The organism is Sphaerisporangium melleum, assembly GCF_014646695.1.
Taxonomy (GTDB): Bacteria; Actinomycetota; Actinomycetes; order Streptosporangiales; family Streptosporangiaceae; genus Sphaerisporangium; species Sphaerisporangium melleum.
On sequence record NZ_BMNT01000025.1, the window covers coordinates 19,932 to 45,707 of the forward strand.

At 73.0% G+C, this 25,776-nt stretch carries 21 protein-coding genes and 1 pseudogene; 17 read left to right on the forward strand and 5 right to left on the reverse strand.

The annotated features are described in order from the left end of the window. From IEY93_RS38475 to IEY93_RS39780, 3 genes and pseudogenes are all read right to left on the reverse strand, one after another. A partial coding sequence (locus IEY93_RS38475; RefSeq protein WP_229691358.1) for a helix-turn-helix domain-containing protein occupies positions 1–660 on the reverse strand: 660 nt, incomplete at its 3' end. Then, complete coding sequence (locus IEY93_RS39775) at positions 657–1,226, reverse strand: IS607 family transposase (protein ID WP_372444517.1); 570 nt, start codon at positions 1,224–1,226, stop codon at positions 657–659. The genes IEY93_RS39775 and IEY93_RS38475, both read right to left, overlap by 4 nt. Before the next feature lie 78 nt (positions 1,227–1,304). Next, positions 1,305–1,742 (reverse strand): annotated as a pseudogene (locus IEY93_RS39780) (ATP-binding protein); the annotation flags it as partial. 305 nt (positions 1,743–2,047) lie between these two features. Between IEY93_RS39780 and IEY93_RS22015 the strand changes: the two are divergent. Beyond that, on the forward strand, positions 2,048–2,902 hold the full coding sequence (locus tag IEY93_RS22015) for a helix-turn-helix domain-containing protein (protein WP_189164999.1): 855 nt from the start codon (positions 2,048–2,050) through the stop codon (positions 2,900–2,902). 36 nt (positions 2,903–2,938) lie between these two features. Continuing rightward, positions 2,939–3,352, forward strand: a complete 414-nt coding sequence (locus IEY93_RS22020; RefSeq protein ID WP_189165000.1) for a DUF397 domain-containing protein — start codon at positions 2,939–2,941, stop codon at positions 3,350–3,352. A 158-nt stretch (positions 3,353–3,510) separates the two neighbouring features. On the opposite strand, the gene IEY93_RS22025 is transcribed toward IEY93_RS22020, so the two are convergent. Together IEY93_RS22025 and IEY93_RS22030 are read right to left on the reverse strand one after the other, a co-directional pair. Beyond that, complete coding sequence (locus IEY93_RS22025) at positions 3,511–4,722, reverse strand: MFS transporter (protein ID WP_189165001.1); 1,212 nt, start codon at positions 4,720–4,722, stop codon at positions 3,511–3,513. A gap of 434 nt (positions 4,723–5,156) precedes the next feature. Next, complete coding sequence (locus tag IEY93_RS22030; RefSeq protein ID WP_203968781.1) at positions 5,157–6,335, reverse strand: IS701 family transposase; 1,179 nt, start codon at positions 6,333–6,335, stop codon at positions 5,157–5,159. Positions 6,336–6,787: 452 nt separating this feature from the next. Between IEY93_RS22030 and IEY93_RS22035 the strand changes: the two genes are divergently transcribed. The 15 genes from IEY93_RS22035 (at position 6,788) to IEY93_RS22105 (ending at position 25,764) form a co-directional block, all read left to right on the forward strand. Further along, positions 6,788–7,126, forward strand: coding sequence for a thiocillin family RiPP (locus IEY93_RS22035; RefSeq protein WP_189165002.1), 339 nt, complete (start codon positions 6,788–6,790; stop codon positions 7,124–7,126). 260 nt (positions 7,127–7,386) lie between these two features. Beyond that, the gene (locus tag IEY93_RS22040; protein WP_189165003.1) at positions 7,387–8,166 is read left to right on the forward strand and encodes a sensor histidine kinase; all 780 of its coding nucleotides are present in this window, start codon (positions 7,387–7,389) and stop codon (positions 8,164–8,166) included. Positions 8,167–8,321: 155 nt separating this feature from the next. Further along, positions 8,322–8,612 (forward strand): hypothetical protein, encoded by a 291-nt coding sequence (locus IEY93_RS22045; RefSeq protein ID WP_189165004.1) that lies wholly within the window; start codon positions 8,322–8,324, stop codon positions 8,610–8,612. A gap of 99 nt (positions 8,613–8,711) precedes the next feature. Continuing rightward, positions 8,712–8,990: a putative TOMM peptide gene (locus tag IEY93_RS22050; protein WP_189165005.1), complete on the forward strand. Its 279-nt coding sequence runs from the start codon at positions 8,712–8,714 to the stop codon at positions 8,988–8,990. 13 nt (positions 8,991–9,003) lie between these two features. Next, positions 9,004–9,726 carry a hypothetical protein gene (locus tag IEY93_RS22055; RefSeq protein WP_189165006.1) on the forward strand — a complete coding sequence of 241 codons (723 nt, stop codon included), beginning with the start codon at positions 9,004–9,006 and terminating at the stop codon, positions 9,724–9,726. Next, on the forward strand, positions 9,719–11,911 hold the full coding sequence (locus IEY93_RS22060) for a cysteine peptidase family C39 domain-containing protein (RefSeq protein WP_189165007.1): 2,193 nt from the start codon (positions 9,719–9,721) through the stop codon (positions 11,909–11,911). The genes IEY93_RS22055 and IEY93_RS22060 overlap by 8 nt, the downstream gene beginning before the upstream one ends. After that, positions 11,908–14,883 carry an ATP-binding cassette domain-containing protein gene (locus tag IEY93_RS22065; RefSeq protein WP_189165008.1) on the forward strand — a complete coding sequence of 992 codons (2,976 nt, stop codon included), beginning with the start codon at positions 11,908–11,910 and terminating at the stop codon, positions 14,881–14,883. Before IEY93_RS22060 ends, IEY93_RS22065 begins: the two co-directional genes overlap by 4 nt. Then, a complete protein-coding gene (gene lanM, locus IEY93_RS22070; RefSeq protein ID WP_189165009.1) occupies positions 14,884–18,060 on the forward strand; it encodes a type 2 lanthipeptide synthetase LanM in 3,177 nt (1,058 codons plus the stop codon). Between the two features lie 118 nt (positions 18,061–18,178). Continuing rightward, positions 18,179–20,446 (forward strand): TOMM precursor leader peptide-binding protein, encoded by a 2,268-nt coding sequence (locus tag IEY93_RS22075; RefSeq protein WP_189165010.1) that lies wholly within the window; start codon positions 18,179–18,181, stop codon positions 20,444–20,446. Then, positions 20,443–21,825: a SagB/ThcOx family dehydrogenase gene (locus IEY93_RS22080; RefSeq protein WP_189165011.1), complete on the forward strand. Its 1,383-nt coding sequence runs from the start codon at positions 20,443–20,445 to the stop codon at positions 21,823–21,825. Before IEY93_RS22075 ends, IEY93_RS22080 begins: the two co-directional genes overlap by 4 nt. 106 nt (positions 21,826–21,931) lie before the next feature. Further along, on the forward strand, positions 21,932–22,249 hold the full coding sequence (locus tag IEY93_RS22085; RefSeq protein ID WP_189165012.1) for a TIGR04351 family putative TOMM peptide: 318 nt from the start codon (positions 21,932–21,934) through the stop codon (positions 22,247–22,249). Next, positions 22,246–23,163, forward strand: a complete 918-nt coding sequence (locus IEY93_RS22090) for an ABC transporter ATP-binding protein (RefSeq protein ID WP_189165013.1) — start codon at positions 22,246–22,248, stop codon at positions 23,161–23,163. The genes IEY93_RS22085 and IEY93_RS22090 overlap by 4 nt, the downstream gene beginning before the upstream one ends. After that, entirely contained in the window at positions 23,160–23,963 is an 804-nt protein-coding gene (locus IEY93_RS22095; protein ID WP_189165014.1) for an ABC transporter permease, read from the forward strand. Before IEY93_RS22090 ends, IEY93_RS22095 begins: the two co-directional genes overlap by 4 nt. Then, positions 23,942–25,129, forward strand: a complete 1,188-nt coding sequence (locus IEY93_RS22100) for a sensor histidine kinase (protein ID WP_189165015.1) — start codon at positions 23,942–23,944, stop codon at positions 25,127–25,129. Before IEY93_RS22095 ends, IEY93_RS22100 begins: the two co-directional genes overlap by 22 nt. Beyond that, on the forward strand, positions 25,126–25,764 hold the full coding sequence (locus IEY93_RS22105; protein WP_189165016.1) for a response regulator transcription factor: 639 nt from the start codon (positions 25,126–25,128) through the stop codon (positions 25,762–25,764). The genes IEY93_RS22100 and IEY93_RS22105 overlap by 4 nt, the downstream gene beginning before the upstream one ends. Positions 25,765–25,776: the final 12 nt, after the last annotated feature.

Below are 25,776 nucleotides of genomic sequence, written 5' to 3' on the forward strand. Positions count from 1 at the left end.
CACGTCGATCCCACACCAGGGCGCGCCGCCCGAGACCGCGCGCCGCTCGTTGACCTCGGACCGGTCGATCTGGAGCTGAAACGACAGCCACCAGCGCCCGGCCTGTTCCCGGACCGTCGAGCCGATGACTCGAGCACGACCGTCAGCGATGCGGCCGGTCAGCCAGGACATGTCCTCGAGCACGCGCACGGTTCCCACGCCCGGAAGCCTGACCGCTCGAGTGGTCACGGGCCGGGCACGGTCGGCGTCGTAGCGGAACCTCGATCCGTGCTTGCGCTTACGCCAGTCCGGGAAGCCGACCTTGCGGCCCTTGCGTTTGCCGGACCGGGAGTCGAAGAAGTTCTTGAACCCGGCCGCCCGGACCCGGCACGCCTCCTTCGGCACTCTGGAGGACAAGCCGTCCTCGCTGAACCACGGATATCGCCCTCGGTGCTCGAGCCTCCACATACGCTCGAGCGCCGGAGCCGACCAGGGAACCGGAGTCAGGTCCTTGCCGGCGATGCCATAGGTCTTCTCCGCCTCCCGCTGCTCGAACGCGGCCTTCACCTTCTCGAGGCAGAAATTCTCCACCACACGCGAGAGCCCTGCGTGCCGGCCGAGCCGGGCGCGCTGCTCGAGCGTCGGCGCAAGTTCAACACGGTAGCCCTGCCGATCGGTCACGCCGCCTCCCACGCGGCACGCACAGCGGCCCTGGCCCGGCGCGCAACCGAACGGCGGCCGTACAGGCGAGCACCCCACGAGATGAGGACCCCGGTCGCATCCGCCGCCAGATCATCGTCAACCTGCGCATCATCGATGATGACGATCCGGCGACCGGCCGCCTCCAGCGCGGCCGTCAGATGTTCCAGCCCGAACCTGGCCAGCCGGTCGCGGTGCTCGACCACGATCGAGCTCACCTGCGCATCGCCCAGCAGACGGGCCGGCTTCGGCCTCGTGCCGTTCAGCCCGGAGCCGACCTCGGCCACGACTTCGGCAAACGACGATCCCATACCGGTGGCGGCAGTGACCACCCGTCCCGCCTGCCGCTCGAGGTCGCCCTCTTGGCCGGCACTCCAGACCCGGCAGTACGCCACCGTCCGGCCCGGCATCTCAGCGGTCTGCCCGAGCACCGGACACCGGCCCGCGGCGGTCTTGACGACAGGTACCGGCATCTTCCCATCCCGCGCCCACTGCCAAGCCGTCTGATAACGCATGCCGCTCCGCCGCGCCCAATCGGAGAGCCTCACACACCGATGCTCCCAAAGGAGAACCGAGTAAGGCTGATGATTAAGCTGACAGCTAAGACCCCAGCGGGTGGCAAGGGCGTCGACCATGGCGAGGCCGCGTCCGGAGGTGTCGTCGTCATCGGCGGCACGGGGGCGCGGGATCGTGGTGGAGCCCCGGTCGCCCACCGTGATCTTCACCCCGCCGGGCAGCAGCGCCACCGAGACGGCGAACTCGCCGTGGAGCGCGTGCCGGATGACGTTGCCGGCCAGCTCGCTGGTGAGCAGGATCGCGTCGTCGTGGCAGGGGTGCTCGGGCCCGAGGAGCGCCGTGACGAAGGCCCGCGCGGCCCGCACCTCGGAGGGAACGGCCGAGAACGGCTGACTGAACGTGGGGAAGTCCAGCGGGTCAGTTGGCGTCACAGGTGAGATCGGCGTGGGAGCCCCGTCTCCCTGCCCCTTTCCGCGCCACTTCGAGCGCAGGCTCCCGGTGAGCCGGTCGCGCCACGAAGCCGTCAACCGTAGCCGCATCGCGGTCATTCAGTGCCATCCTTTTGCTTATGCCTTATGTCGGGATTTGTAGGGCATCGGTGATTAAGGAACGAAGGCAGTTTGATGCGACGTTCCTTGCTTCCGCCGGACCGGAAGGATCATCGTCCGGTTCCGATGTATCGGCCCCACCTGGCCGAAGTAGCGGAAAGCTATTGGTCGACCGCTTTCCGTAATCGCCATGTGCGTTTATAGTGAGCCCTGGGCTTGCCGGGTGCAAGCTGGTTGAGCGAAATGGTTACGGCGAGCGGAGCTTGCTGTGTTATTCGTCCGAATTATCCATTGAGAGGTGCGCATTGATCTCGGATAACCCGTCGCTTCGGCAGCGATGGCTCGGTGCCAAGCTGGCGGAGCTTCGCCTGGCGGCGGGCATCTCGTCGCTCGCCGTGGCGGCGGAGGCGTGCAGGCGTTCGACGGCTTCGCTCAGTCGGATCGAGAACGGGCTGGTCGGCATCCCGCCCCGCGACATACCGCCGATTCTGGACGCATATCGCGTCACCGACCCTGCGGTGCGCGAGAGGTTGATGGTGGTCGCGGCGGAGGTGCAACAGGAGCGGCGCGGCTGGTGGGTCGAGCATGGAGACGTGCTGGCGCCTTCCTACGTCGACCGGATCCGGCTCGAAGCGACCGCGAACGCGATCTGGACGTACGAGACCTGCCTCGTGCCGGGTCTGCTGCAGACCGAGGCGTACGCCCGGACATTCGTGTCCGCCTTGGCCGATCTGGGCAGTGTCGCCGAACCCGACGAGTTCGTCGCCGTGCGGATGAACCGCAGGAACATCCTCGAAGGCGACGAACCGGTGACCATGAAAGCCGTGATCAACCAGGCCGTGCTCCACCATCCCATCGGCGGGCCGGAGGTGTTCCGCGAGCAGCTCGACCACCTGAGGAAGCTGGCCGCCTGGCCCAACGTGTCCCTGCGGATGGTTCCGTTCATGAGCGAACCCAATCCCGGATTCTTCGGAGCCTTCACGCTGCTGCGCCTGCCGAGCCTGGACGTCGTGCATGTGGAGGCCATGAACAACGACGCGTACTTCGAGGATGAGCGGAGCGTCGCCCAGTATCTGGCCGGCTTTGATCGTCTTTGCGACCTTGCGCTCACGCCAGAAGAAACTATCGCGATACTCGCAGAGAGTGCGGCTAGCCTGTAATCGGCACATTCCTGATGGAAAGGGCGCCGATTCACAATGCGCGAGCAGCGGCACGATGGTGTCTGGCGTAAGAGTGCTCGAAGTGGTGTCCAGAGCAACTGCGTGGAGGCCTGGTTCGACGGGGGGACGGTGTGGGTGCGCAACTCGAACGACGTCGCGCCGGACCATCCGGTGATCGGAGTCGGGGCCGAGCGATGGGTGGCGTTCCTCGCGCGGGTGCGGGCGGGTGAGCTGGCCCTGGAGCGGCTGGGCGCGCTCGCGCCGGCGGGGGAGTGGCTTCCGGTCCCGGGTCTCCTGGTGTCCTGCGACGGGCGGCGGGTGGCCGTGCGAGCAGACGGCGGTGGCCCGGAGGTGGCGTTCACCCTGGACGAGTGGCGGGCCTTCGAGGCGGGCGCACGCCACGACGGGGAGTTCACCCTCGACTGGCTGAGCGCCCCCGCGACCGCGTGACCGTCCCCGCGTCAGGGGATCTCCGCAAGGAGCGTCCGAAGGCCGGCCCGGACGGTGGGCGGCCGCGCCGCGGATACGGACGGCGAACGCGGTGACCCGAGGAGGCGGGTCACCGCGTTCGTACGCGAACATCCGCGAGGGTCGCGAGAAGGGGGAGGTCAGGCCGCCGTGGGGGCGGGGGCGCGTTCGGCCTTCGGTGCGCGGAAGGCGCCCGCGAGGGCGTAGAGGGTGAGCGCCAGCACCAGGGTCACGACGCTGAAGCCGGCCACGCCGAGGAAGCCGTCGAACCTGACGAGCAGCACGCCGCCCACCAGGCCGCCGATGGTGGTGCCCGCGTACAGCGCGGTGGTGGCCAGCGAGGAGACCGTTCCCCGCGCGGCCGTGGTGTGGGCGATGAGGCCGGACATCAGCAGCGGGTAGTTGATGCCCAGGAACGCCGAGCCGAGTGCCAGCAGGCCGACCGCGACGGCCACGTTCGGGGCGAACGGGGTCGCCCCGTAGGCGATGATCAGGCCGATGATGCCGATGGCGAGCGTGCGGCGCTCACCGAGGCGCCTGATGACGTGGCTGCCGAAGATCGAGGTGAGGGCCATGGCGAGGCCGAGCGCTGCGACGCAGGCGCCGATGGCCGCGACGCCGAGCCCGAAGTCGCGCGACAGCCAGGTGCCGATGAAGGAGAACGCCTCGAACACGCCGGTCTGGTACACGAGGTAGGCCAGGATGTAGAGCCGGAAGGTGGCCGAGGAGAACAGGTCGCTGTAGATGGAGAAGAAGCCATTGCCGGCGGCGCGGGTGCCCGGCACCGACGGGAAGACGCGGAACAGGACGAGCCAGGCCAGGGCGGACAGGCCGCCGATGCACCAGAACGGGGTGTGCCACGACACGGCGGCCAGCCAGCCGCCGAGCGGAACGCCCACCACCTGCGACACCGACATGCCCGCGCCCGCGAACCCCATCGTCCGGACGACCTGGTCCGGCTTGACCAGCACCGGGATGGACGCCCAGATCTGCGGGGTGACGAACGCCGCGAACACCCCGGCCAGCAGCCGGAAGGCGATCATCATCCAGAAGTTCTGGGCGACGCCGCACAGCGCGGTCGCGATGGCGAACCCCGCGAATCCGGTGAGCAGTACGGTACGGCGGTCGCGGCCGTCGGAGAACGGGCCGACGATCAGGCCGAACAAGGCGAAGCCGAGGGCGTAGGCGCTGACCATCCAGCCGGAGACGCCGGTGGAGACGTCGAAGGTGGCGGCGAGGGTGGGGAGCATCGGCGCGACGAGGAACGTGTCGGTGCCGATCACGAACATGGTGGCGAACGACATCCAGGCGATCACCGTGCCTGACGTCCTTTCGCTGCTGACCTGGGTCATCCATATCCTCTCTGGCAGGAAACGCGTCTGGCGGAGAACGCGTCAACCGGGCGCCGGCCTTCGGTCCCGGAGGGGCAGGCGGACGCCGGGATGGCCGGGGGCGTGAGCTGCCGGGCCGGGACGTGGCCCGGTGCGGGCCGTGCTCGTCCGGCGACCCGACGTGGATCGGCCGCCGGTCGTCGTCGCGGGCGCGGGCCCGATATTTCGAATTTCTTTCGAAATGGCGATCCCGGTCGCGGGCATCCTTTATGACAAGTCGTGGAATGTCCGGCTAAAAGCTAGCCGTGCCGTTTACCGGAAGCGCTGCGGCGGAGCACGGCCGGCGGAATCCGCCGGAAATTCCGAGGAAAAGTCTGCTCGGATGCCGAGAGACGCGGCAATGGGCGTCGGACGACTATGTCAGGTCCGGTGCGTCGCCCGCGGCCTCGCCCAGGTCACGCGGAGCGAGGCCGGTGGCCGGCGGCGGCCGCGCCCGTCAGGGCGGCCACGGCGTACGCCGCCGAGGCCATGGTCACGTGCCGGTGCCAGCCGCGGAACGAGCGGCCCTCGAAGTCTTTGAGGCCGACCGCCTCGCCGAGCCCTCTGAGCGAGGCCTCGGTGAGCGTGGCGTGCCTGGTCAGCCGGAGCAGGGTCCCGAGCGGCGCGGTGTCCATGGTGGTGATCCACATCGACCGGGGAGGGCCCAGCGGATCGTCCCACTCGCCGAGCAGCACCAGCCCCTGCTCGGCCGCGGGCGAGCGGCTCGGCGCACCGGCGAGCCCGACGCGGACGGCGGCCACCAGGGGCGCGGAGCCGGTGGCCGGGGCGGGCGACTCGGCCGGACGGCGCAGGTCCCTGGCCGAGCCCAAGATCTGCAGGGCGCTGAGCGTGCCCTCGCCGTACCCGGGCAGGGCGGGATCGCGGACGGTCAGCCGGGCGGCGCGGCACACTCTGGCGACCACCTGCAGGCCCGCGTCGCGGAACCGGCCGATGGTGGAGGCGACGTCACAGACGTGGGTGTTCAGCACGACGGGGCGGCTCGGCAGGTGCCACGAGCGCACCGATTCCAGGGCCGCGATGGCGCACTCCTCCATCGTCTCCTTGGTCACCGACTCGGGGACCTCCGCCCGGCGTCTGCGCGAGCCGTCGCGTACCCAGGTGTCGGGCAGGAACAGGCGCCACTCGATCGGGGAGGCGAGCCGCTGCGACGACGACCAGACGCCGAAGGCGCGCTGCCCGCGGAAGGGACGCCCCAGATAGGCGTCGAAGGACTGGTCGACACCGACCGACCGGTGTCCCGCCTTGGGGATGGTCATCGGCTGGACGACCCACACCTCCGGCGGGCTGAGCTGCGCCAGGTGCCCGGCCAGCGCCGCACGGACCGGTTTCCAGTCCCATGTCGAACTGCTGATGAAGTGGTGCAGGCTCTGCTCGGCGCCCGGTCCGCCCACCTGCGCGGCGATGTTGCGGATCGATTTGCGCCCTCGTGCGCTCAGCAGTCCCCGGAGGTACCGCATGCCCTTGGTCCGCTGGTCGCGGCGGGGGAACGACGCGAACACCACCTCGGCGAGTTCCTCGGTCACCGCCTCGATCGCATCGGCCGTCTTCGGCCGGGCCGGTCCTGAAGCGTCCACCACCGGCACTGCGCCTCCGAACCCTGTCGCCGTATCACCCGAGAACATCGCACCGTCAAGCTTGCCCGCCGGCTCGCCCGAGGTCGAGGTGGGCGTTCCGACTCAGGACCAGCGCCGGCCACACGGCTGCACCGGGCGGCCGTCGTACCCGGCCTTCCGGGCGGATCGCGCCTGCGATTCGCGTGGCCGGGCCGTGGTGCCGGTCCACCGGTGCCGAGCGGACGGTGTCGTGGCCTCCCACCAGGGGAGGGGCCGCCCCGGCGCCGGCGCCGAGGGGCGCGCAGATGGCCCATGACGGTTATCACAGGTGGCTGGTGTGAGTTGTCTCTACCGTCCGGCGGCGTCACGGGCGAGGCTTGAGCTGCACAAAGGGGCAGCGAGCAGTCCAGATGCCCGCTGCCACTCCCGTCGGATCCCGGCCCGCGTAGCCGGGGCGGAAGGAGAGTGGCCCGATGGCCGAAAGCGTCTACATTCTCGGTGACGATGACCGCAAGAAGTTCGCCCGGCTGGTCGCCGCCGCGTGGTCGGAGGGTGAGGTCAAGAGCCGCTACGGCCGCGAGCCGCGCCTGATGCTCGCCGAGTACGGCATCGCCTACCCCGAGGGGATCGCCACCCCGCCGCTCCCCCCGAAGCCGGCCGGCGAGTTCAGCGTCGAGGAGCTCGAGGTCGCGGCCGGTGTGGAGGCCCCGGCCGACGGCTGCCTCGGTTCGGCCAGCTCCATCAGCACCATCGGCGGCTGCCTGGGCACCGCGTCCACCTACGGCTGCGGCGTCGCCGAGACCTCCCGCTGACCCGTCCTGGGGGCGTGGTCCCGCCCGTGAGCGCCCCCAGGACGTACGACGTGGCATCCGGCAGGCCCGCCGCCTGCCGGATGCCGCCGTCCGCTGATCTCGGCGGATCGCGCGAGGCCGTCCGCGGGCCGCGAGGGTGCCCGCGGACGGCCGCCGCGTATCGGGGTGGCTAAATACGTCATATGACGATCTGGGTGGGAAGACTGGCCGGAATGGCATGATGCGTTGCCTTACCCGGAATGGGTTGCCATGATCCGTTTGTGACCCAGACTGGGGTTCCCGGAACGAACCGGCCCGCCCGTGCACCTGTGGAGGTGCGGGTCGGCCGCGCGGCGATCGTGACGTTCGCCCTGTACCTGATCAGTCCCACCCTCTTCCACTACATCGAACAGGCACGCCTCGCCAGCGTGCCGGCCGTCGTGCTGGCGACGGCCGTCGTCGCCCTCTACATCGCCGCCGGTTGCACCGGCCCGCGCCGGTCCTGGCATCGCTGGTCGGTGGGGGTGATGGCGCTCCTCGTCTACCTGCCGCTGCCTCTGCTGGGCGAGTGGTGGGCGGCGTCCGGCGTCTTCCTCGTCGCCATGGTGCTGGGCCTGTTGCCCTGGCGGCTGTCCCTGCCCGTCTTCGTGCTGGTGTGCGCCGCGGAGACGCTGAAATCGATGGCGCTCGGCGACGGACTGCCGGGGGGTGTGACCTGGACGCTGACCGTTCTGGTGGCCGCCGTCCCGCTCGCCGGTCTCACCCACTTCGCCGAGACGGCCCGGGAGTTGTACGCCACCAGGGCCGAACTCGTGACGGTGGAGGTGGCGGCTCAGCGCGCGCGGGCGATGCGCGAGCTGGAGGGCATCCTCGGCAACCGGCTGGACGCCATCGCCGACCAGGGCCGCAGGGTCGTCGCCGGTGTGGACGGCGACGCCGAGACCGTCAAGAAAGAGCTGGCCCACATGCTCGACATGGCCCGCGAGGCGCAGAAGGAGATGCGCGGGTTCGCGCATCGCGAGCAGCGGCTCCCATCGGGAACGACGGACCGGTACCCATGACGAACATCATGGTCCGCCGGTGTTAGTCGGCTCTGGTGACGCAGGTCACCGATGGCGAATCTGGACCTCGTAGGCGGCAGACCCCCTGACCTCCCCGGAAATCGCGGACGGCCCCCCCGACCGTTGACCCGGAGCCTCACCAACGAGGTGACCTCATGCCGGAAGATCCCACCCTTACCCCCGAACTGCGTACGCGATTCGCCCGATTCGTCGCCCTGGCGTGGGCCGACGACTCGATCAGGCGGGCGTTCGAGAACGACCCGCGCGCCGCGCTGGCCGAGGCCGGCGTCGAATGGCCGAACGAGCTGCCGCCGCCCGGCCTGCCCATCCAGCCCGGCCAGGCCATCGACCTGGAAAGCCTGGAATCGTCCGCGGGTGGCGCCCTCGGCACGATCGGCACCGTGAGCTGCCCCACCGGCTGCTTCTCCGGCGGCCAGACCGCCTGACGTAAACCCCTCGATCCAAGGCGGGATGGTGGGCAGTCCAGATGCCCACCACCCCGTCCGCAAAAAAGCATCTCATAAACCGTGGCGGGAGGACTTGTGATGACTGTGGACACGATCGGCTGGGACACCGCTCAGCGCAGAGCGTTCGGTGAGCTGACGGCGAAGGCCTGGTTCGACGCCGGGCTGCGGCTGCGCTACGAGCGCGAGCCTCGTTCGGTGCTGGCCGAGTACGACATCCGGCTCGCGGACGGCGCCTGTCCGCCGGTGCTGCCGCCGGAGCCCCGCGGCGAGCTGGAGGTCGAGCTCCTCACCGGGACCGAGGCCCCGCCGCCGCCTCCGTGCATGCTCAGCCTCTGCTTCTGCCTGGCAGTCCAATAGGGAGAGATCGACGATGACGATGACCGCGGTGGAGGCACCCGGCGCCGAGCGGATCGACGAGCTCGTCGCCACGGTCCGGACCAAGGCGTGGCTCGCCGCGGTCGCGCTCATCCTGGTGGCGGCCTGCGCGGCCGGATGGGCCTGGTTCGGGCAGGTACGCGACGTGGTCGTGGCCACGGGCGTGCTGGTCGCGGGCGGCGGGCCGGTGCCGGTCGCCGCCCCCGTCTCCGGCAGTGTGGCGGAGGTCCTGGTCCGGCCCGGCCAGGACGTCGCCCCGGCGGCGCCGCTGGCGGTGCTCGCCGACGCGAAGGGCCGCAGGCAGGTCGTCACCGCCCCGGCGGCCGGCCGGGTGCTGCGTACGGCGGCCCCCGGCGCCACCCTGGCCGCCGGCGGGGCCGTCGCGGCCCTCGGCCCGGGCGCCGGGCCGCTGCGCGCGGTGCTCGCGGTCGGCCGGGAACGGGCCGGCGCGCTCAGACCCGGCCAGCCCGTGGCGTTCGGCCCCGGCGGCACGGTGACCGGACGGGTCCTCGCCGTCGATCCCTACCCCGCCTCCGCCGACCTGCTGCGGCCGGCGTTCGGCGACGCGCTGCAGGCCGGCGGGCGTCACCTGGTGACCGTGGACCTCGACCGGCCGGCCTGGCCCGGCGCCACGCTCACCTCGGTCACCGGGGAGATCACCGTCGCGGTCGTCCGCCCGGTCGACGTCCTGCTGAGCCGGGGTGGCGGCCGTGGCTGACCGGACCGCGACACGGGAGCAGACCCCGGCGGCGAAGCGGCCGCGCCCGGTGCGCACCGAGCGCCGCCCGCAGATGGAGGACGCGGACTGCGGTCCCGCCTGCCTCAGCATGATCTTCGCCCACCACGGCCTGCGCGTCCCGCTGCACGAGATCAGGGAACGCACCGGAGTCGGCCGGGACGGGCTGACCGGCGTCGGGATCAAGCGGGCGGCCGAGGAGTACGGCTTCACCGTCGCGGCCTTCCGGGTGGAGGCCGACGACCTGGAAACCTACCCCGTCCCCTCGATGATCTTCGTGGACCGCCGGCACTACGTGGTGCTGGAGGGCATGCGCAAGCGCTGGGCGTACATCAACGACCCCGCCGTGGGCCGCATCCGGCTGAGCCGGGAGGAGTTCCGGCGGCGCTACAGCGGGATCGCGCTGGTGCCCCGCCCGGGCGAGGACTTCACCCCGGGAGGCGCGCGCTTCCCCATCGCCCGCTCGGCGCTGGCGAAGGTGCGGCCGTACCTGACCGCGCTGCTGGCCATCGCCGTCATGGCCTTCATGCTGGCCCTGCCCGCCGCGGCCACCGCACTGCTCACCCGGCTGCTGCTGGGCAGGGTGCTGGTGGCGGGGGACACCGCCTGGTCGGCGCCCGCCCTGCTCGGGCTGCTCGGCTGCGTCGGGTTCACCCTGGCCGGCACATGGGCCCAGCAACGGCTGCTCACGGCCGTGCAGATGGCCATGGCCGCCGACCTGTCCGGCCGGTACGTGTGGCGGCTGCTGCGGCTGCCGGGCGACCACTTCCACCGGCGGGGGATCGGCGGCCTGGTGACCCGGACGTCCTTCGGCGCGGGCCTGGCCCTGCTGCTGTCGGACCGGGTGACCGCGGTCATCGCGGCCGTGCTCACCATGGTGGTGCACTCCTCGATCCTGTTCGCCTTCCACCCGGCCTTCGCCGCGGTCGCCGCGCTGCTGGCGGCGGTCAACCTGCTGGCGATGCGCGCGGTCGCCCGCCGCGCGGCCCCGCACCAGCAGCGCCTGCTGTTCGACGAGCACCGCCGCGACAACATGGCCTTCAACGGCGTCTCGATGGCCGAGTCGCTGAAGGCCGACGGCGCGGAGAACTGGTTCTTCGCCAAATGGGCGGGCCTGTCGGCCCGCGCCATGTCGGCCGCCCAGGACCTGATGCGGGTCACCCAGGCGCTCATGGTGGTGCCGGCCGCGCTCGGCTCGCTCGCCGGTACCGCCATGGTGATCACCGGCGGGGTGCTGGTCGCCCGCGGCGAGGTGAGCATGGAGACCGTCATCGCGGCCCAGCTCCTGGTCGGCGCCTTCCTGGTGCCGGTGTCCTCGCTGGTCGGCATCGGCGCCGAGTCCCAGGTCGTGGTCGCGCAGACCAGCATGCTGGACGACACCCTGTGCGCCGCGGTCGACCCCCGGCACGCCGAGCCGCCCGCCGCCCCCTCCGGCGCGGGCGGCCTGCGCGGCGAGGTGGAGTTCCGCGAGGTCACCTTCGGCTACGACCTGCAGCGCGGGCCGGTCATCGAAGGGCTGTCCTTCCGGGCCGAGCCGGGCCAGCGTGTGGCCATCGTCGGCCGCACCGGCAGCGGCAAGTCGACTGTCGCCCGCCTGCTCACCGGGGCCGTGCGGCCGTGGTCCGGCGAGGTCAGGCTCGACGGCACGGCCAGAGACGAGACCCCCAGGGAGACCCTCACCACCTCCGTCGGCTACGTCGAGCAGAACCTGCAGGTCTTCGAGGGGACGGTGGCCGACAACCTCACCCTGTGGGACCCCACCGTCCCGGGGTACCGGCTGCACCGGGCGATGGCCGACGCCGGCATCGCCGAGGTCGTCCACCACCGGGGCGGGCTGTCCGGCGGCTGGATCCAGGAACGCGGCCGCAACCTGTCGGGCGGGGAGCGGCAGCGCCTGGAGATCGCGCGGGCGCTCGCGCTGTCGCCCTCGGTGCTCGTGCTGGACGAGGCCACCAGCGCGCTGGACGCCGATACCGAGGCCCTGGTGGACGCCAACCTCAAGGCCAGGGGCTGCACGTGCGTGGTGATCGCGCACCGCCTCAGCACCGTGCGCGACAGCGACCTGATCCTGGTGCTCGACCGGGGCAAGGTCGTCCAGCGCGGTACGCACGCCGAGCTCATCGCCGAAGACGGCCATTACCGCACGCTCGTCGAGGAAGCCGCATGAACGGACATCCCCCTGAGAACGGCGCGAACCCGCGCCTCGCCGGCGACCGGGACGGCGGCGCGTCGCGCCGGACCGGAGTCCAGGACGTCAGTACGCACGGGACCGGGGTCCAGGACGGCGGTACGCGCCGGACCGGGGTTCAGGACGACGGCGGGCACGGGGCCGGGGCCGGGGAGAACCGTCCCTCAGAGCACGGTGCCCGGGAGGGGGGTACCGGCGGGCGCGGGGCCGGTGCGGCCGAGCCCGGTTACCCGGTCAGCGAGATCGAGCTGATCGACCCCTACGCCTGCTGGCGGGTGGTCAGCGGCTCGGTGGACGTGCTGCTCACCCCCCTCGACGGCCGGGGGCCGCGCCGCCGGGTGCTGCGGGTGGAGAGCGGGCAGCTCATGCACGGGTTCGCCGCGACCGACCCGCCGCGCGGTTACACCGTGACCGCCTCCCCGGCCGAGGGCACCTCGGTGCGCCGCGTCCGCAGGGACGCCGCCGCGCTGACGGCCTGGGCGCGCCGCCTGCGCCCGCACGGCACCCGCCAGGAGCTCCTGGCCGGCGGCACGGGGTGGCACCCCCACGACGGCACGGGCGAGAACGGCCCCGCCGGAGGCGCGGGACCGGATGCCCTGGCCGGTGGCGTGGGACGGGTCGCCCTGGCCGGGGGCGCGGGACGCGGCGCCGTCCCGCCGGGCCGTACCGGCACGGGGGAGCAGGCGCCGGGCCACCGGGAGCTGCGCGCCCTGCACCGCGAGGCGCTGTCGCGCACGCTGCTGCTGGCCGAGGCCGAGGAGGCCGACCGGGACAACTGGCGCGCGGCCCGGGTCGCCGCCACCACCGAGACGCTGCGCCGGTCGTTCGCCGACGTCGCGGTGGCGGGCGGGGCGATCCCGTCCCCCGACCGGCCGCGCACGAGCGCCGAGCACGCCGTCAAGGTCGTCAGGCTGCTCGGCGAGCACTGCGGCTTCCAGGCCCGGGACACCGGCGCCGACACCGCCGAAACCGAGGCCGGCGAAGGCGAGACGCCCGCCGACCCGCTCGGCGCGGCACTGGACGCCGCCCGGGTCAGGCACCGCCGCGTCCGCCTGTCCGGCCGCTGGTGGCGCACGGCCACCGTTCCCATGATCGGCTTCACCCGGGACGGCGGCCGCCCGGTCGCGCTGCTGCCGCGCCGCGGCGGCTACCGCCTGGCCGACCCGGCCGCCGAGCCCCGCCCGGTGACCGAGGCCGTGGCCGCCGGCCTCGCCGCCGACGCCTGGCAGGTCTACCCGCCGCTCCCCGAGGGCGCCGGCTCCCCGCTCGCCCTGCTGCGGTTCGGCCTGCGCGGCGCCGGCCGGGAGATGGCCTGGCTGCTGGCGTCCGGCGCCGGCGCGGCCCTGCTCGCACTCGCCGTCCCCCTGGCGACCTTCGGGCTGCTCAACGCCGCCACCAACCCCGCCGACCGGCCGGGCATGATCTGGACCGCGATGTTCGTCGCGGGCGTGGTGTGCGCGGGCGCGCTGCTGCTGGCCGTGCGCAACGCGGTGCTCGTCCGCGTGCACGGCCGGCTGCAGGAACGGCTCGAACCCGCCGTCTGGAGCCATCTGGTCTCCCTGGACCTGCCGTTCTTCGCGCAGTACTCCACCGGCGAGCTGGTCCAGCGGGCCAACGCCATCTCCGACATGCGCAAGTCGCTGGGCGAGGCCGCGGTCAACTCGCTGTTCGGCGGCCTGTTCTCCCTGCTCGGCCTGCTGGTGCTGCTCGCGGTGGACTGGCGGGTGGCGCTGGCCGCGCTCGGAGGCGTCGCCCTGCTGCTCGCCGTGCTGGCCGGGCGCGCGGTCCGCCAGCAACGGCATGAGCTGGTCATGCACGAGCAGTACGGCAAGGTCTACTCGCTGCTGTACGCCTGCCTCGGCGCGATCGACAAGATCCATGTGGCCGGCCGGGAGGCCCAGGTGTTCGGCCTGTGGTCACGGCTGTTCGCCACCCAGCAGCGCGCCGCCGCGGCGGCGCAGCGCGAGCGGGCGGTCTCGGCGGCGATCGGCGCGTCCGCGCAGCCCGCGCTGCTGCTGGTCGTGGCGGTCACCGGGCTCGCCCTCCAGGTGCCCGCCGCGTCGTTCGTGGCCGCCGCCGTCGCGCTCGGCCAGTTCGTGCTCGCGCTCGGCCAGATGAACCGCGCGGTCGAGGCGGGTTTCGCCCTGCTGCCCCGGTTCGAGCGGCTGCGCCCGGTACTGGAGCGCCCCGCCGAGACCCCGCCGGGCGCCAAGGACCCCGGCGAGCTGACCGGCCTGGTGCGGCTCAGTGGGGTCTCCTTCGCCTACCCCGGCACCGCGACGCGCATCCTCGACGACGTGTCCATGGTGTTCCGGCCGGGCGAGTTCGTCGCCGTCGTCGGCCCGTCGGGCGCCGGCAAGTCCACCCTGGTGCGGCTGCTGCTGGGCTTCGAACCGCCCCGCACCGGCCAGGTGCTCTACGACGGCGGCGACCTGCGCGACCTCGACCTGCGCCGGGTGCGCTCCCAGGTGGGCGTCGTCATGCAGCAGGCCAGGGTGCTGCACGGCTCGATCCTGGAGAACATCGTCGGAGACGTCCCCGGCGCGACCGAGCAGGACGCCTGGCGGGCGGCCCGCCTGGCCGACCTGGACGGCGACATCGCCGCGATGCCCATGGGCATGCACACCATCGTCGGAGAGGACAACGCCTCCTTCTCCGGGGGCCAGCTCCAGCGGCTGCTCATCGCCAGGGCGCTGGTGAAGCGCCCGCGCATCCTCATCCTGGACGAGGCGACCAGCGCGCTGGACAACCACACGCAGGCGCTGGTCAGCCGGCGGATCGCCGAGCTGGACATCACCCGGATCGTGATCGCGCACCGGCTCAGCACCATCAGGTCGGCGGATCGGATCTACGTACTCGACCAGGGCGGGGTCGTCGCCGACGGCCCGTTCGAGGAGCTGATGGAGACGAACGCGCTCTTCGCCCGCATGGTCCGCCGACAGGAGGTCTAGATGACGATCCCGATCCAATTCGCCGAGGCGCAGGGCGAAGGGCTGCTCGCCGTGCCCGGCGGGGACGAGCGGCTGATCGCGGTGCTGGCCGCCGCCGCGCCCTTCCCCGAGCGCGTTTCGGGCGAGTACTTCGTCCCGGTGACCGGGCGCGGCCCGCGCCAGGCGTCCGAGCGCACCAAACGCTGGCTCAAGGCGGCCGTGGGTGACGACGAGGACACCAAGCGCTCCCTGCTGCACCACCGCAGGCGCCACGGCCGCGACCTCGGCGCCGGGCTGGTCGACGTCCGGCTGGCCGACCCGCGCCGGCTGCCCGACTGGGGATACGCCCTGGTGGACTTCCTGCTCGCCCAGCCGCCCACGGCCGCCGCCGACCCCGCCTCCGGGCGGCCCGGCTCGCCGTTCGTGGCCTTCCGGCGCGCGGTGAACCGGCTGGTCGACATCAAGGACGGGACGGTGCGCGGCGTGCCCGTCACCCCCGAGGCGTGCGAGGACATCGCCGGGCAGCTCGTCGAGCGGCTCACCCAGGTGTGCTTCTCCGGCTTCGCCTTCGAGGCCCAGCTCGCCGGCACCGCCAACGACGTGTCCGCCTGGCTGGCCAGTCCAGGCCTGGACGTCAGCCAGGCGGGCTGGCTGGACCGGCTGGAGACGCTGCCCGGCCTGGCGTACGTGATGGGCGTGACCTGCCTGCAGTGGCGGCGGGTGGTGCACGAGCTGTTCGACCGGCTGGGCGCCGACCTGCCCGAGCTGCGCAGGACGCTGTGGGGCTGGGCCTCACCCGGGCCGGTGACCGGCTACTCCGGCGACTCCGGCGACCCGCACAACCACGGCAGGGTCGTCACGCTGCTCACCTTCGCCTCCGGCGAGCGGGTGGTCTACAAGCCCAAGGACCTGCGCTCGGTGGTCGGCCTGATGGACGTGTGCACCCTGCTCAACAACCACGGGCTCTCCCTGCCGCTGCACACCCGCAAGGTCGTCCTGCGCGACGACTACGGCTGGGAGGAGTACGTCACCGCCGAGCCCGGCACCGACGAGGACAGCGTCCGCCGCTACTACACGCGCCTGGGGATGCTGGCCCGCCTCGCCCAGTTCCTGGAGTGCCGCGACCTGTGGGCCGACAACCTGGTCGCCCGCGGGGACACGCCGGTCTTCATCGACCTGGAGAACGTCCTGCAGGCCCGCATCGGCAAGCCCGCCCTCATCGGCGACCGGATCAAGGCGCTGTGGGGCAAGGTCGAGGAGACCGTCGTCAAGACCGCCGTCATCAGCTTCCCCCGGCTGATCGCGGGCGGCGTCCAGTCGCAGGACATCGGCTGCATGGCCGGGCTGCAGGAGCAGATCGCCGAGAACCCGCAGGGCTACCCGGTCGGCTGGGAGGCGCCCCCGTACCGTCCCACCTGGGGCGCGGGCGAGCTGGCCAAGCCCAGCCGGTACGCCGACGAGGTCACCGAGGGCTACCGGCAGATGCAGGAGTGCCTGGCGCGCAACCAGGAACTTCTGGCCGACCCGCGCGGCCCGCTGGCCCTGCTCAAGGACGCCCCCGTCCGCTACATCTGGCGCAGCACCTGGGACTGCGTGGACCTGCTCACCAAGAGCCTCACCCCCGGCGCGCTGATCGACGGGGTGGCCAGAGAGGTCTGCCTGGCCCACCTGTTCCGTAGCGCCAGGGAGACCCTGCGGGCCGACCCCGCGCGCGAGGACATCCTGGAACTCGTCGAGCAGGAGATCGACGCCTTCCGCCGCATGGACGTGCCGCTGTTCCTCTCCAGGCCCGGGTCGGACTCGGTGTTCACCCCCGACGGCGTGGAGATCCCCGGGCACTTCACCGGCACCGCCTGGCAGCGCCTGCAGGACCGCATCGCCGACCTGGCCGGATTCCCGGTCGAGGAGCACCTGGCCGTGCTGGAGACCTGCCTGGACTTCACCGGCGCCGGCGAACTGCCCACCGCCTTCCCCGGCGCGGGCCCCCGCCCGCGCACCATCCGCGAGATCGGCCTGCACGCGTTCGACGTGTCCGGTCGGCGGGAGGAGCCGCAGACCGAGGTGCTGCTCGCCCGCGCCGGCGAGCTGGCCGACCAGGTGCTCGCCACCGCCGTGCCGCTCGGTGCGCCCCCGGACGGCGCCCTCGGCGAGCGGTCCGGATGGATCGGCGTGGTGACCTATCCGGCGCACGGCCTGGACCAGGTCGAGCCGCTGCACGGCGACCTGCTGACCGGCACCGCGGGTCTGGCCGTCTTCCTCGCCGAGCTGTACGCCAACACCGGAGCCCCCGGCCACTGGACGGCCGCGCAGGACGCCCTGGATGCCTCGGAGGAGTTCGTCACGCTGTCCACCAAGTCGGGTCTGTACCGCCGCATGTGCGGGACCCCCGCCCCGGTCGGCGCCTTCGTCGGGATCGGCGCGGCCATCTACGCGCTCAGCCGCTGCGGCGCCACCCTCGGCGACGCCCGGCTGGCCGAGCGGGCGGCCGCGCTGCTGCCGCTGGCCGAGTCGGAGCTGGCACTGGCCACCTCGGCCGAGCCCGTGCTCGGCCGCGCGGGGCTGCTGCTCGCCCTGTGCAAGCTCCGCGAGGCGTCCCCCGTCGCGGTCCCGGCGGCCGACGCGCTCACCGCGCGGCTGCACGCCGACCTGATGGCCGAGTTCACCGGGGGAGCCGCCGCCCGGCCACCGCACCCGCCCGGCGTGCCCATCCTGGAAGGGCTGCCCACCGGTACGGACGGGCTGGTGTGGGCGCTGGCCACCGGCGCCGCCGCGCTCGGCGAGACCGGCCCGGCCGCCGCCCCGCTGCTGGCCCACCGGTTCGCCCTGGACACCCCGGGCTCGCTGCTGGCCGCCGTCGGCACCGCGCACCTGCTCACCGGCGAGGTCCCCGCCGAACTGCGCGAGCGGGTCACCCGCTACTGCGCACCCGACGCGGGACGCTCCTGCGCGCGGCTGGTCGTGGACGCCGAGGTGGCGCTGCACACCGCCCGGCTGACCGGCGACCAGGCACTGGACCGCTCCGCCCGCGCCCTGGCCGCCGAGCTGCTGCGCCGCCGCGACCACACCGGGCGCTGGTTCGCCGACCGGCGGCGCGCCGACCGCCTCACCCTGTCGGCGGTCGACGGGCTCGCCGCGGCCGGGCTCACCCTGCTGCGGCTCGCCGACGACCAGGTCGCCTCGCTCCGCCTCGTCCACTGACCCACCCCCTGCCCGCACCCCGCCGCCCGTCTCCCCTCGACCCGTTCCGGCCCCGGCGAACGCCCGGCGCCGGGCCTCACCTCCCTCCCGCTCCGCGCACCGACCCGAGAGGAACGCCATGGACGCCCGACCAGCATTTCGCCGTCACTTCAGGGTGGAGGTCATCGAGAGGGAAGGGGTCTACCTGATCTCCGAGCGGGACACGCACGTCCTGACCGGGCGGTCGATCGAGGCGGTGGCGAGCCTGCTCGACGGCAAGCACACCGTCGAGGACATCCTCGTCGCGGTGGAGCCGGACATCGCGCCGGAGAACGTCTACTACGTCCTGCACACCCTCCGGCAGCGCGACCTGCTGGTCGACGTCACCGAGGACCTGGAGCGCAGGTCGGCGGCCTACTGGGAGATGGCCGGGCGCAACGGGCAGGAGGCGGCGGGCGCGGTACGGGGCGGGCGGGCCGAGCTGCTGACCGCCGGCGACGTACCGGGCGAGGAGCTGCGGCGGCTGCTGGCCGCCGAGGGCGTCACGGTCACCGGCCCGGCGGAGGGCGCGGACGCCGGCACGCTCACCGTCGTACTGACCGACGACTACCTGCGGGGCGAGCTGGCCGAGATCAACCGGCGGCACCTGGCCGACGGCCGGCCGTGGCTGCTGGCCCGCACGGCCGGCCCCGTCCTGTGGCTCGGCCCCGTCTTCCAGCCCGGCCAGGACGACGCCGGCTGCTGGCGCTGCCTGACCCAGCGGCTGGAGGGGCACCGCCAGTCGCTGACCTACCTGGAGAACCGGCTGCGCGGCACCAGGCCGCTGGTCCTGCCGCACGCCGACCTGGCGCTCACCCGCGACGCCGGGGCCCGCCTGGTGGCCGCCGAGGCCGTCAAGTGGCTGGCCGGGGTGCGTACCGGCCAGCAGCGCGACGTCGTCACCATCGACACCCTGAACCTCGGCGCCACCCGCCACCCGGTGCGCCGCAGACCGCAGTGCCCCGACTGCGGCGACGCCGGCCTGATGGCGGCCCGGGCCGCCGCGCCGGTCGAGCTCACCTCGCGGCCCAAGACCTTCACCGCCGACGGCGGCCACCGCTCCCGCCACCCCGAGGACACCGCCGAGCGGTACGCCCACCTGGTCAGCCCGGTCACCGGCGTGGTCCGCGAGCTCACCCGCCTGGACACCGGCGTGCCGTTCGTCAAGACGTACGTGGCCGGGCACAACTTCGCCCGGCAGGTCCGCGACCTGGGCTCGCTGCGCAAGGGACTGCGCAGCCAGAGCGCCGGCAAGGGCATGACCGACCTGCAGGCCAAGGTCAGCGCCATGTGCGAGGCCATGGAACGCTACTCGGGCATCTTCCAGGGCGACGAGGCCAAGCGCAGGGCGACCTACCGCGAGCTGGGCGCCGACGCCGTCCACCCGAACGCCTGCTCGCTGTACAGCGAGGAGCAATATCGCACCCGCCGCGAGGTCACCGCCACCTCCAGCTACTCCTTCGTCAACGACCCGCTGGACCCGGACGCCGCCATCGAGTGGACGCCCGTGTGGTCGATGACCGAGCGGCGGCACAAGTACGTCCCCACCGGATACCTGTACTACTACTACAACGACCCGCAGGTCACCGGCGCGCTCTACACCTGGTCCGACTCCAACGGCAACGCCGCCGGCTCCTCGATGGAGGACGCCGTGCTGCAGGGCTTCATGGAACTCGCCGAGCGCGACGCCGTGGCCGTGTGGTGGTACAACCGCGTGCGCCGCCCGGCCTTCGACCTCGGCGCCTTCGCCGACCCGTGGATGGACGAGTTCCAGGAGGTCTACGCCGGTCTCGGCCGCGACCTGCACGTGCTGGACCTGACCAACGACCTCGGCGTCCCGGTCGCCGCCGCGGTCAGCCGCCGCACGTCCGGGCCGACCGAGGACATCCTCATGGCCTTCGGCGCCCACTTCGACCCGCGCATCGCCGTCCAGCGCGCCCTGGCCGAGATGAACCAGTTCATCCCCGCGGTCATCGACGTCGATCCGAACGGCCACACCCGCTACCGCTTCCCCGACAGCGACCAGATCAACTGGTGGTCCACCGCCCGCGTCGCCGACCACCCCTACCTGCTGCCCGCCGGGCCGCCCGTGCCCGCCGGCGCCTACGACCGGCCGGCCACCACCGACCTGCGCGACGACGTCGAGGCCGCTCGCACGCTGGTCGAGGAGCACGGCATGGAGATGCTCGTGCTCGACCAGACCCGCCCCGACATCGGCCTGCCGGTCGTCAAGGTCATCGTCCCGGGGATGCGCCACTTCTGGCGCCGCCTGGCCCCCGGCCGCCTGTACGACGTGCCCGTCCGGCTCGGCTGGCTCGCCGAGCCCACCCCGGAGGAGCGGATGAACCCCATCACGATGTTCCTGTGAACGGCCCGGACGCGCCCCGCCCTCTGACCATGGTCGGCCTGCGCGAGGACGCCGTCGTCACGGTCGCGGACGGCGTGCTGACCATCACCCACCCGTTCGGCAGGACGGCCGTACGCGGCCTGCCGCCCGGCGTCCAGACCGTGCTGGGCGAGCTGCCCGGCACGCTGGCCGGCGAGGACGAGCTCGCCGGGCGGGTGCTCGCCGCGGGCGGGACCAGCCGGGACGTCGCCGTGCTCTACCTGGCCCTCGCCAAGCTGGCCCCGGTGCTGGTGCACGCGGTCGAGCCGCTGCTGCGGGTCGTCCCCATCGCCCGCGACGCCGTGTTCCACCAGCCCGCCCTGGCCCCCGACGACACCGTGCGCCTGTCGCGGTTCGCCCTGCTGCGCAGGTCCGATGACGGGCTGATCCTGGAGTCCCCGCTGTCCCGGCACGTGGTCACCCTCACCGAGGAGGCCGTGCCGCTGATCGCGGCGCTCGGCCGCCCTGTCATGGTCAAACAGGCCCCCGAGGTGCTCGGCCACCTGGTCGCCGCCGGCCTGGCCCGCACCGACGACACCGAGGAACGCGACCCCGCGCTGCGCGCCTGGGACTTCCACGACCTGCTCTTCCACGCCCGCAGCAGGGCGGGACGGCACGACCGGCCGTTCGGCGCGACCTTCCGCTTCCTGTCGGAGCTGCCGCCCGAGCCGGTGGTCAAACGGCCGCCCGACGGGCCCGCCGTGGAGCTGTACCGCCCCTCGCTGGAGGAGGCCGCCGCGGCCGACCCGCCGTTCACCACCGTCCTGGAGACCCGCAGGTCCGTCCGCGAGTACGCCGGGCCGCCGACCCTGCGCCAGCTCGGCGAGCTGCTCTACCGGGCCGCCCGGGTCAGGAAGGTCGTCCCGCCGGCCCCCGGCATGCCCTACGAGGCCAGCAGCAGGCCCTACCCGGGCGGCGGCGCGGTCTACGAGCTGGAGCTGTACCTCACCGTCGCCCGGTGCGAGGGGCTGGCGGCCGGCGTCTACCACTACGACCCGCTCGGCCACCGGCTCCACGCGCTGCCCGCCCGGCCCGAGGACGCCCAGGGGATGCTCTCGGTGGCGCGCCTGGCCACCGGCGGGCTGGCCGAGCCCGACGTGCTCATCACCATGACCTCCCGCTTCCAGCGGATGTCGTGGAAGTACTCCGGCCTGGCCTACGGCGCCACGCTGAAGAACGTCGGCGCGCTCTACCAGACCCTCTACCTGGTGGCCACCGCGATGGGCCTGTCGCCCTGCGGCCTGGGCAGCGGCGACGCCGACCTGGCCGCCCGCACCTTCGGCCTCGACTGGGAACGCGAGTCGTCGGTCGGCGACTTCCTCATCGGCGGCCCCCCGCGCGCCGCGGCGTCCGGTTCGTGATGTCCGTCATGCCCGGCCGGTGTCGTCTGCATCTGCCGGTGGCCGCCCCCGTTCGGGATCGTGGCGGACAGGGGGCCCAGTGGAACGGAGAGGCAGGGAGCGCCTGATGGCGGAGAGCATCTACATCCTCGGAGATCAGGACCGCAAGAAGTTCGCCCGGCTGATCGCCGCCGCCTGGGGCGACGGCGCGCTCAGGGACCGGTACCAGAGCGACCCGCGGACGGTGCTCGACCAGTACGGCATCGTCTATCCCGACGGCGTCCCCACCCCGCCGCTGCCGCCGAGGCCGGACGGCGAGTTCGACGTCGCCGACCTGGAGTCGGCCGCCGGGAGCGTGGTCGCCAGCGTCAGCAGCGTCTCCGCCGGGGACGAGCCGGCCTGTTCCGGCAGCGGCGGCCTGCCCTGCTGGGGGGTGACGGGATGAGCGGCGCGGTGATCGAGGTCGAGGGGCTGCGCAAGCGCTACGGCGCCTTCACCGCCGTGGACGGCATCTCCTTCGACGTCCGCCACGGCGAGGTGTTCGCCCTCCTCGGCACCAACGGCGCGGGCAAGACCACCACCATCGAGATCCTGGAAGGCTACCTGCGGGCCACCGAGGGCACCGTACGGGTGTTCGGCCACGACCCGGCCGAGCGTGGCGCGCTGCGCTCGCGCATGGGAGTGGTGCTGCAGGAGTCCGGCCTGTACGGGGAGCTGTCGGCGGCCGAGACGGTGACCGCCTGGCGCAGGTTCACCTCCGATGCCCGGCCGGTCGCCGAGGCGCTGGAGATGGTCGGCCTGACCGGCCAGGCCGGCACCCGGGTCAAGCGGATGTCCGGCGGCGAGCGGCGCAAGCTCGACATCGCGCTGGCCACGCTCGGCCGCCCCGACCTGCTGTTCCTGGACGAGCCCACCACCGGGCTGGACGCCGAGGCCAGGCGCAGGGTCCGCGACCTGGTACGCGAGCTGTCGGCCCAGGGCATGACCGTGGTCCTCACCACCCACTACCTGGAGGAGGCCCAGGAGTTGGCCGCCCGGGTGGCCATCATGGACAAGGGCCGGATCGTCACCCAGGGCACGATGGCCGAGGTGCTCGGCCGCGGCTCGGGCCGGGTCGCGTTCGAACTGCCGGCCGGCGCCGGCCCCGAGGGGCTGCCGGTGGGCGGGGACGACACGCTCACCGTGACCGGGCGGCGGTGCGTCATCGTCACCGCCGAGCCCGAGGCCGTGGCGCACGCCGTGCTCGGCTGGGCGCACACCAAGGGCCTGCGGCTCAGCGGACTGGACGTCCGCCAGGCCACCCTCGAAGAGGTCTTCCTCGACATCGCCGACCGCGGCGCGCGGGAGGTCCGGACGTGACCGCCTACACGCTCTCGCACTTCCGGCTCACCCAGACGCTCTTCTGGCGCACCCCGGTGTCGGTGGGCATCGCCCTGTGCTTCCCCATCGTGTTCGGCGGGCTCATGCCAGCGGTACTGCCCGGCGGGGTCAGGGACGGCGCCCCGGTCGAGGTCGCCGTCATGACCGGCGTCATCGTCATGGGCATGGCCACCCTGGGCTTCATGACGCTGGTGGAGTCCTTCGTCATGCGGCGCCAGATGCTCGTCCTCAAGCGGCTGCGCGGCACCGAGCTGCCCGACCTGGCGATCTTCGGCGGCGAGATCCTCACCGTCGCGGCGATCGGGCTGTTCCAGCTCGCGGCCATCGTCGCCCTGGCCAGGTTCGTGCACGGCGTCGCCCTGCCGGCCAACCCCGCGCTGCTGGTGGTCACCGTCCTGCTCGGGCTCGCGGTGTTCGCCGCGATGGCCATCGCGGTCAGCGGGCGGATCCCCGCGCAGGGCGCCACCGTCGTGGTGAGCCTGCCGTTCCTGCTGCTGGCCATCGGCCTGTCCGGCTTCGCCTACCCGGTCTCGGAGTTCCCCGGCTGGCTGCGCGCCGTCTCCGCCGTCCTGCCCTTCGGCCGGGTGGCCGAAGGGGTCACCACGGCCTACCTCGGACGCGACTACGTCGGCCACGCGGGCGCCGGCGTGCCGCCGGAGATCGGGACGCTGGACGGCTTCCTGGTCATGTGGCCCGGCTGGCTGGTCCTGCTGGCCTGGCTCGCCCTGTCCCTGCTCGCCGCGAAGAGGTGGTTCAAGTGGGAACCTCGCAGAGGCTGAGGGGCGTCGGGCCGGGAGTGGTGCGGCTGGCCCGCGCCGGGGCCGGTGTCTTCCTGGTCGGCATGGCGGCCTTCGCCGCCGTGCCGCTGGCCGAGGCGCTCGGCGCCTATCCTCCGCTGCGGGCGGCGGCCGCGGTGCTGCTCATCATCGGCCTCACCGGCTGCTACCTGTGGCTGGCGGTGCGGGCGGTGCTCGACCGCGGCGGCAGGCGCGACCTCGCGGTGCTGGCCGCGATGTCCGCCGTGGCGGTGGCCGTCCCGTTCGCCGCCGGCCCCACCTGGCTGAGCGTGGGGTTCATGCTGCCGCTGGCGTTCGCGGTCACCCTGCACGGCCGGTGGGCGGTGACCGGGTTCTTCGCCTCGCTGGCCGCCGGTCTGGTCCTGTCGGCCGGGCAGGAGCTGAGCTGGGTACTGTTCGGCTCGCTGCAGAACCTGCTCACGGCCGGCGCCCTGGCGGGCCTGACCATCTTCGCCACACTGCTCGCCGAACTGCAGCGCACCCGCGAGGAGGCGGCCAAGCTGGCCGTCACCGAGGAGCGGCTCCGGTTCGCCCGCGAGCTGCACGACGTGCTCGGGCACAACCTGTCGGTCATCGCGATGCGCACCGAGCTGGCCACCCGCATCCCCGCCGAGGAGATCGGGAGGCTGCGCCGGGAGCTGACCGAGGTCAACGAGATCGCCAGGCGCTCACTGCACGACGTGCGGGCGGTGGTCAAGGGCTACCGCGAGATGTCCCTGGAGAGAGAGCTGAGCGGGGTGCGCCGGGTGCTGGAGACCGCCGGCGTGCGCTGCGACTTCGCCGAACTGCCGCCCTCGCTGTCGCCGGAGGTCCGCGTGGCGCTGGCCTGGGCGGTGCGCGAGGCGGCCACCAATCTGCTGCGGCACAGCGACGCCACGGTCTGCCTGCTCGGCGTCGAGACCGAGGACGACCGGATCACGGTCACCGTCGCCAACGACGGCGTGCGCCAGGGCAACGGCCTGGCCGGTCAGGGGGCCGCCGAGACCAGCGTGGGCGGAAGCGGCCTGGCCGGCCTCGACGAGCGCCTGGCGCAGGTCGGCGGGCGCAGCGAGCGGCACATCGAAGACGGCTGGTTCACGTTGTCGCTGGACGTTCCCGGCCGCCCGCAGGCGGCCGCACTGACCTCTGCCACAGGAGACCGGAGATGATCAAAGTACTGATCGCCGAGGACCACGACCTCATCAGAGGCGCGCTGATCGCCCTGCTGTCGGAGGAGCGGGACATCCGCGTGGTCGAAGAGGTGTCCAGGGGCGACGAGATCGTGCCCGCCGTCGTCGGCAGCAGGCCGGACGTGGCCCTGCTCGACATCGGGCTGCCCGGCATCGACGGCCTGGAGGCGGCCGGGCTGATCAAGGAGCTGGAGGAGCCGCCGCCGGTGCTCATCCTCACCAGCGTGGGCTCGCCGGGGAACTTCGAGCGGGCCATGGCCGCCGGCGTACGCGGCTTCCTGGTCAAGGACGCACCCGCGCACCGGCTCACCGACGCCATCCGCGTGGTGGCCAGGGGTGAAAGATACATCGATCTCGACGTCGCCGCCGACGGCGGCGAGCAGAAGATCGACGGCAACCCGCTGACCACGCGGGAGGTCACCGTGCTGTCGGCCCTCGCGGCCGGCGGGAGCGGCAACGACCTGCGCAGCACCCTTGGCCTGTCGGTCCACACCATCAGGAACTATCTGGCCGCCGCCCGGCTGAAGACCGGCGCCCGCAGTGACGAGGAGGCGGTGCGCATCGCGCGGGCCAACGGATGGCTGGCGGAAGGGCCGATCGCGGCCGGCGGTTGATTCCCGGGGCCG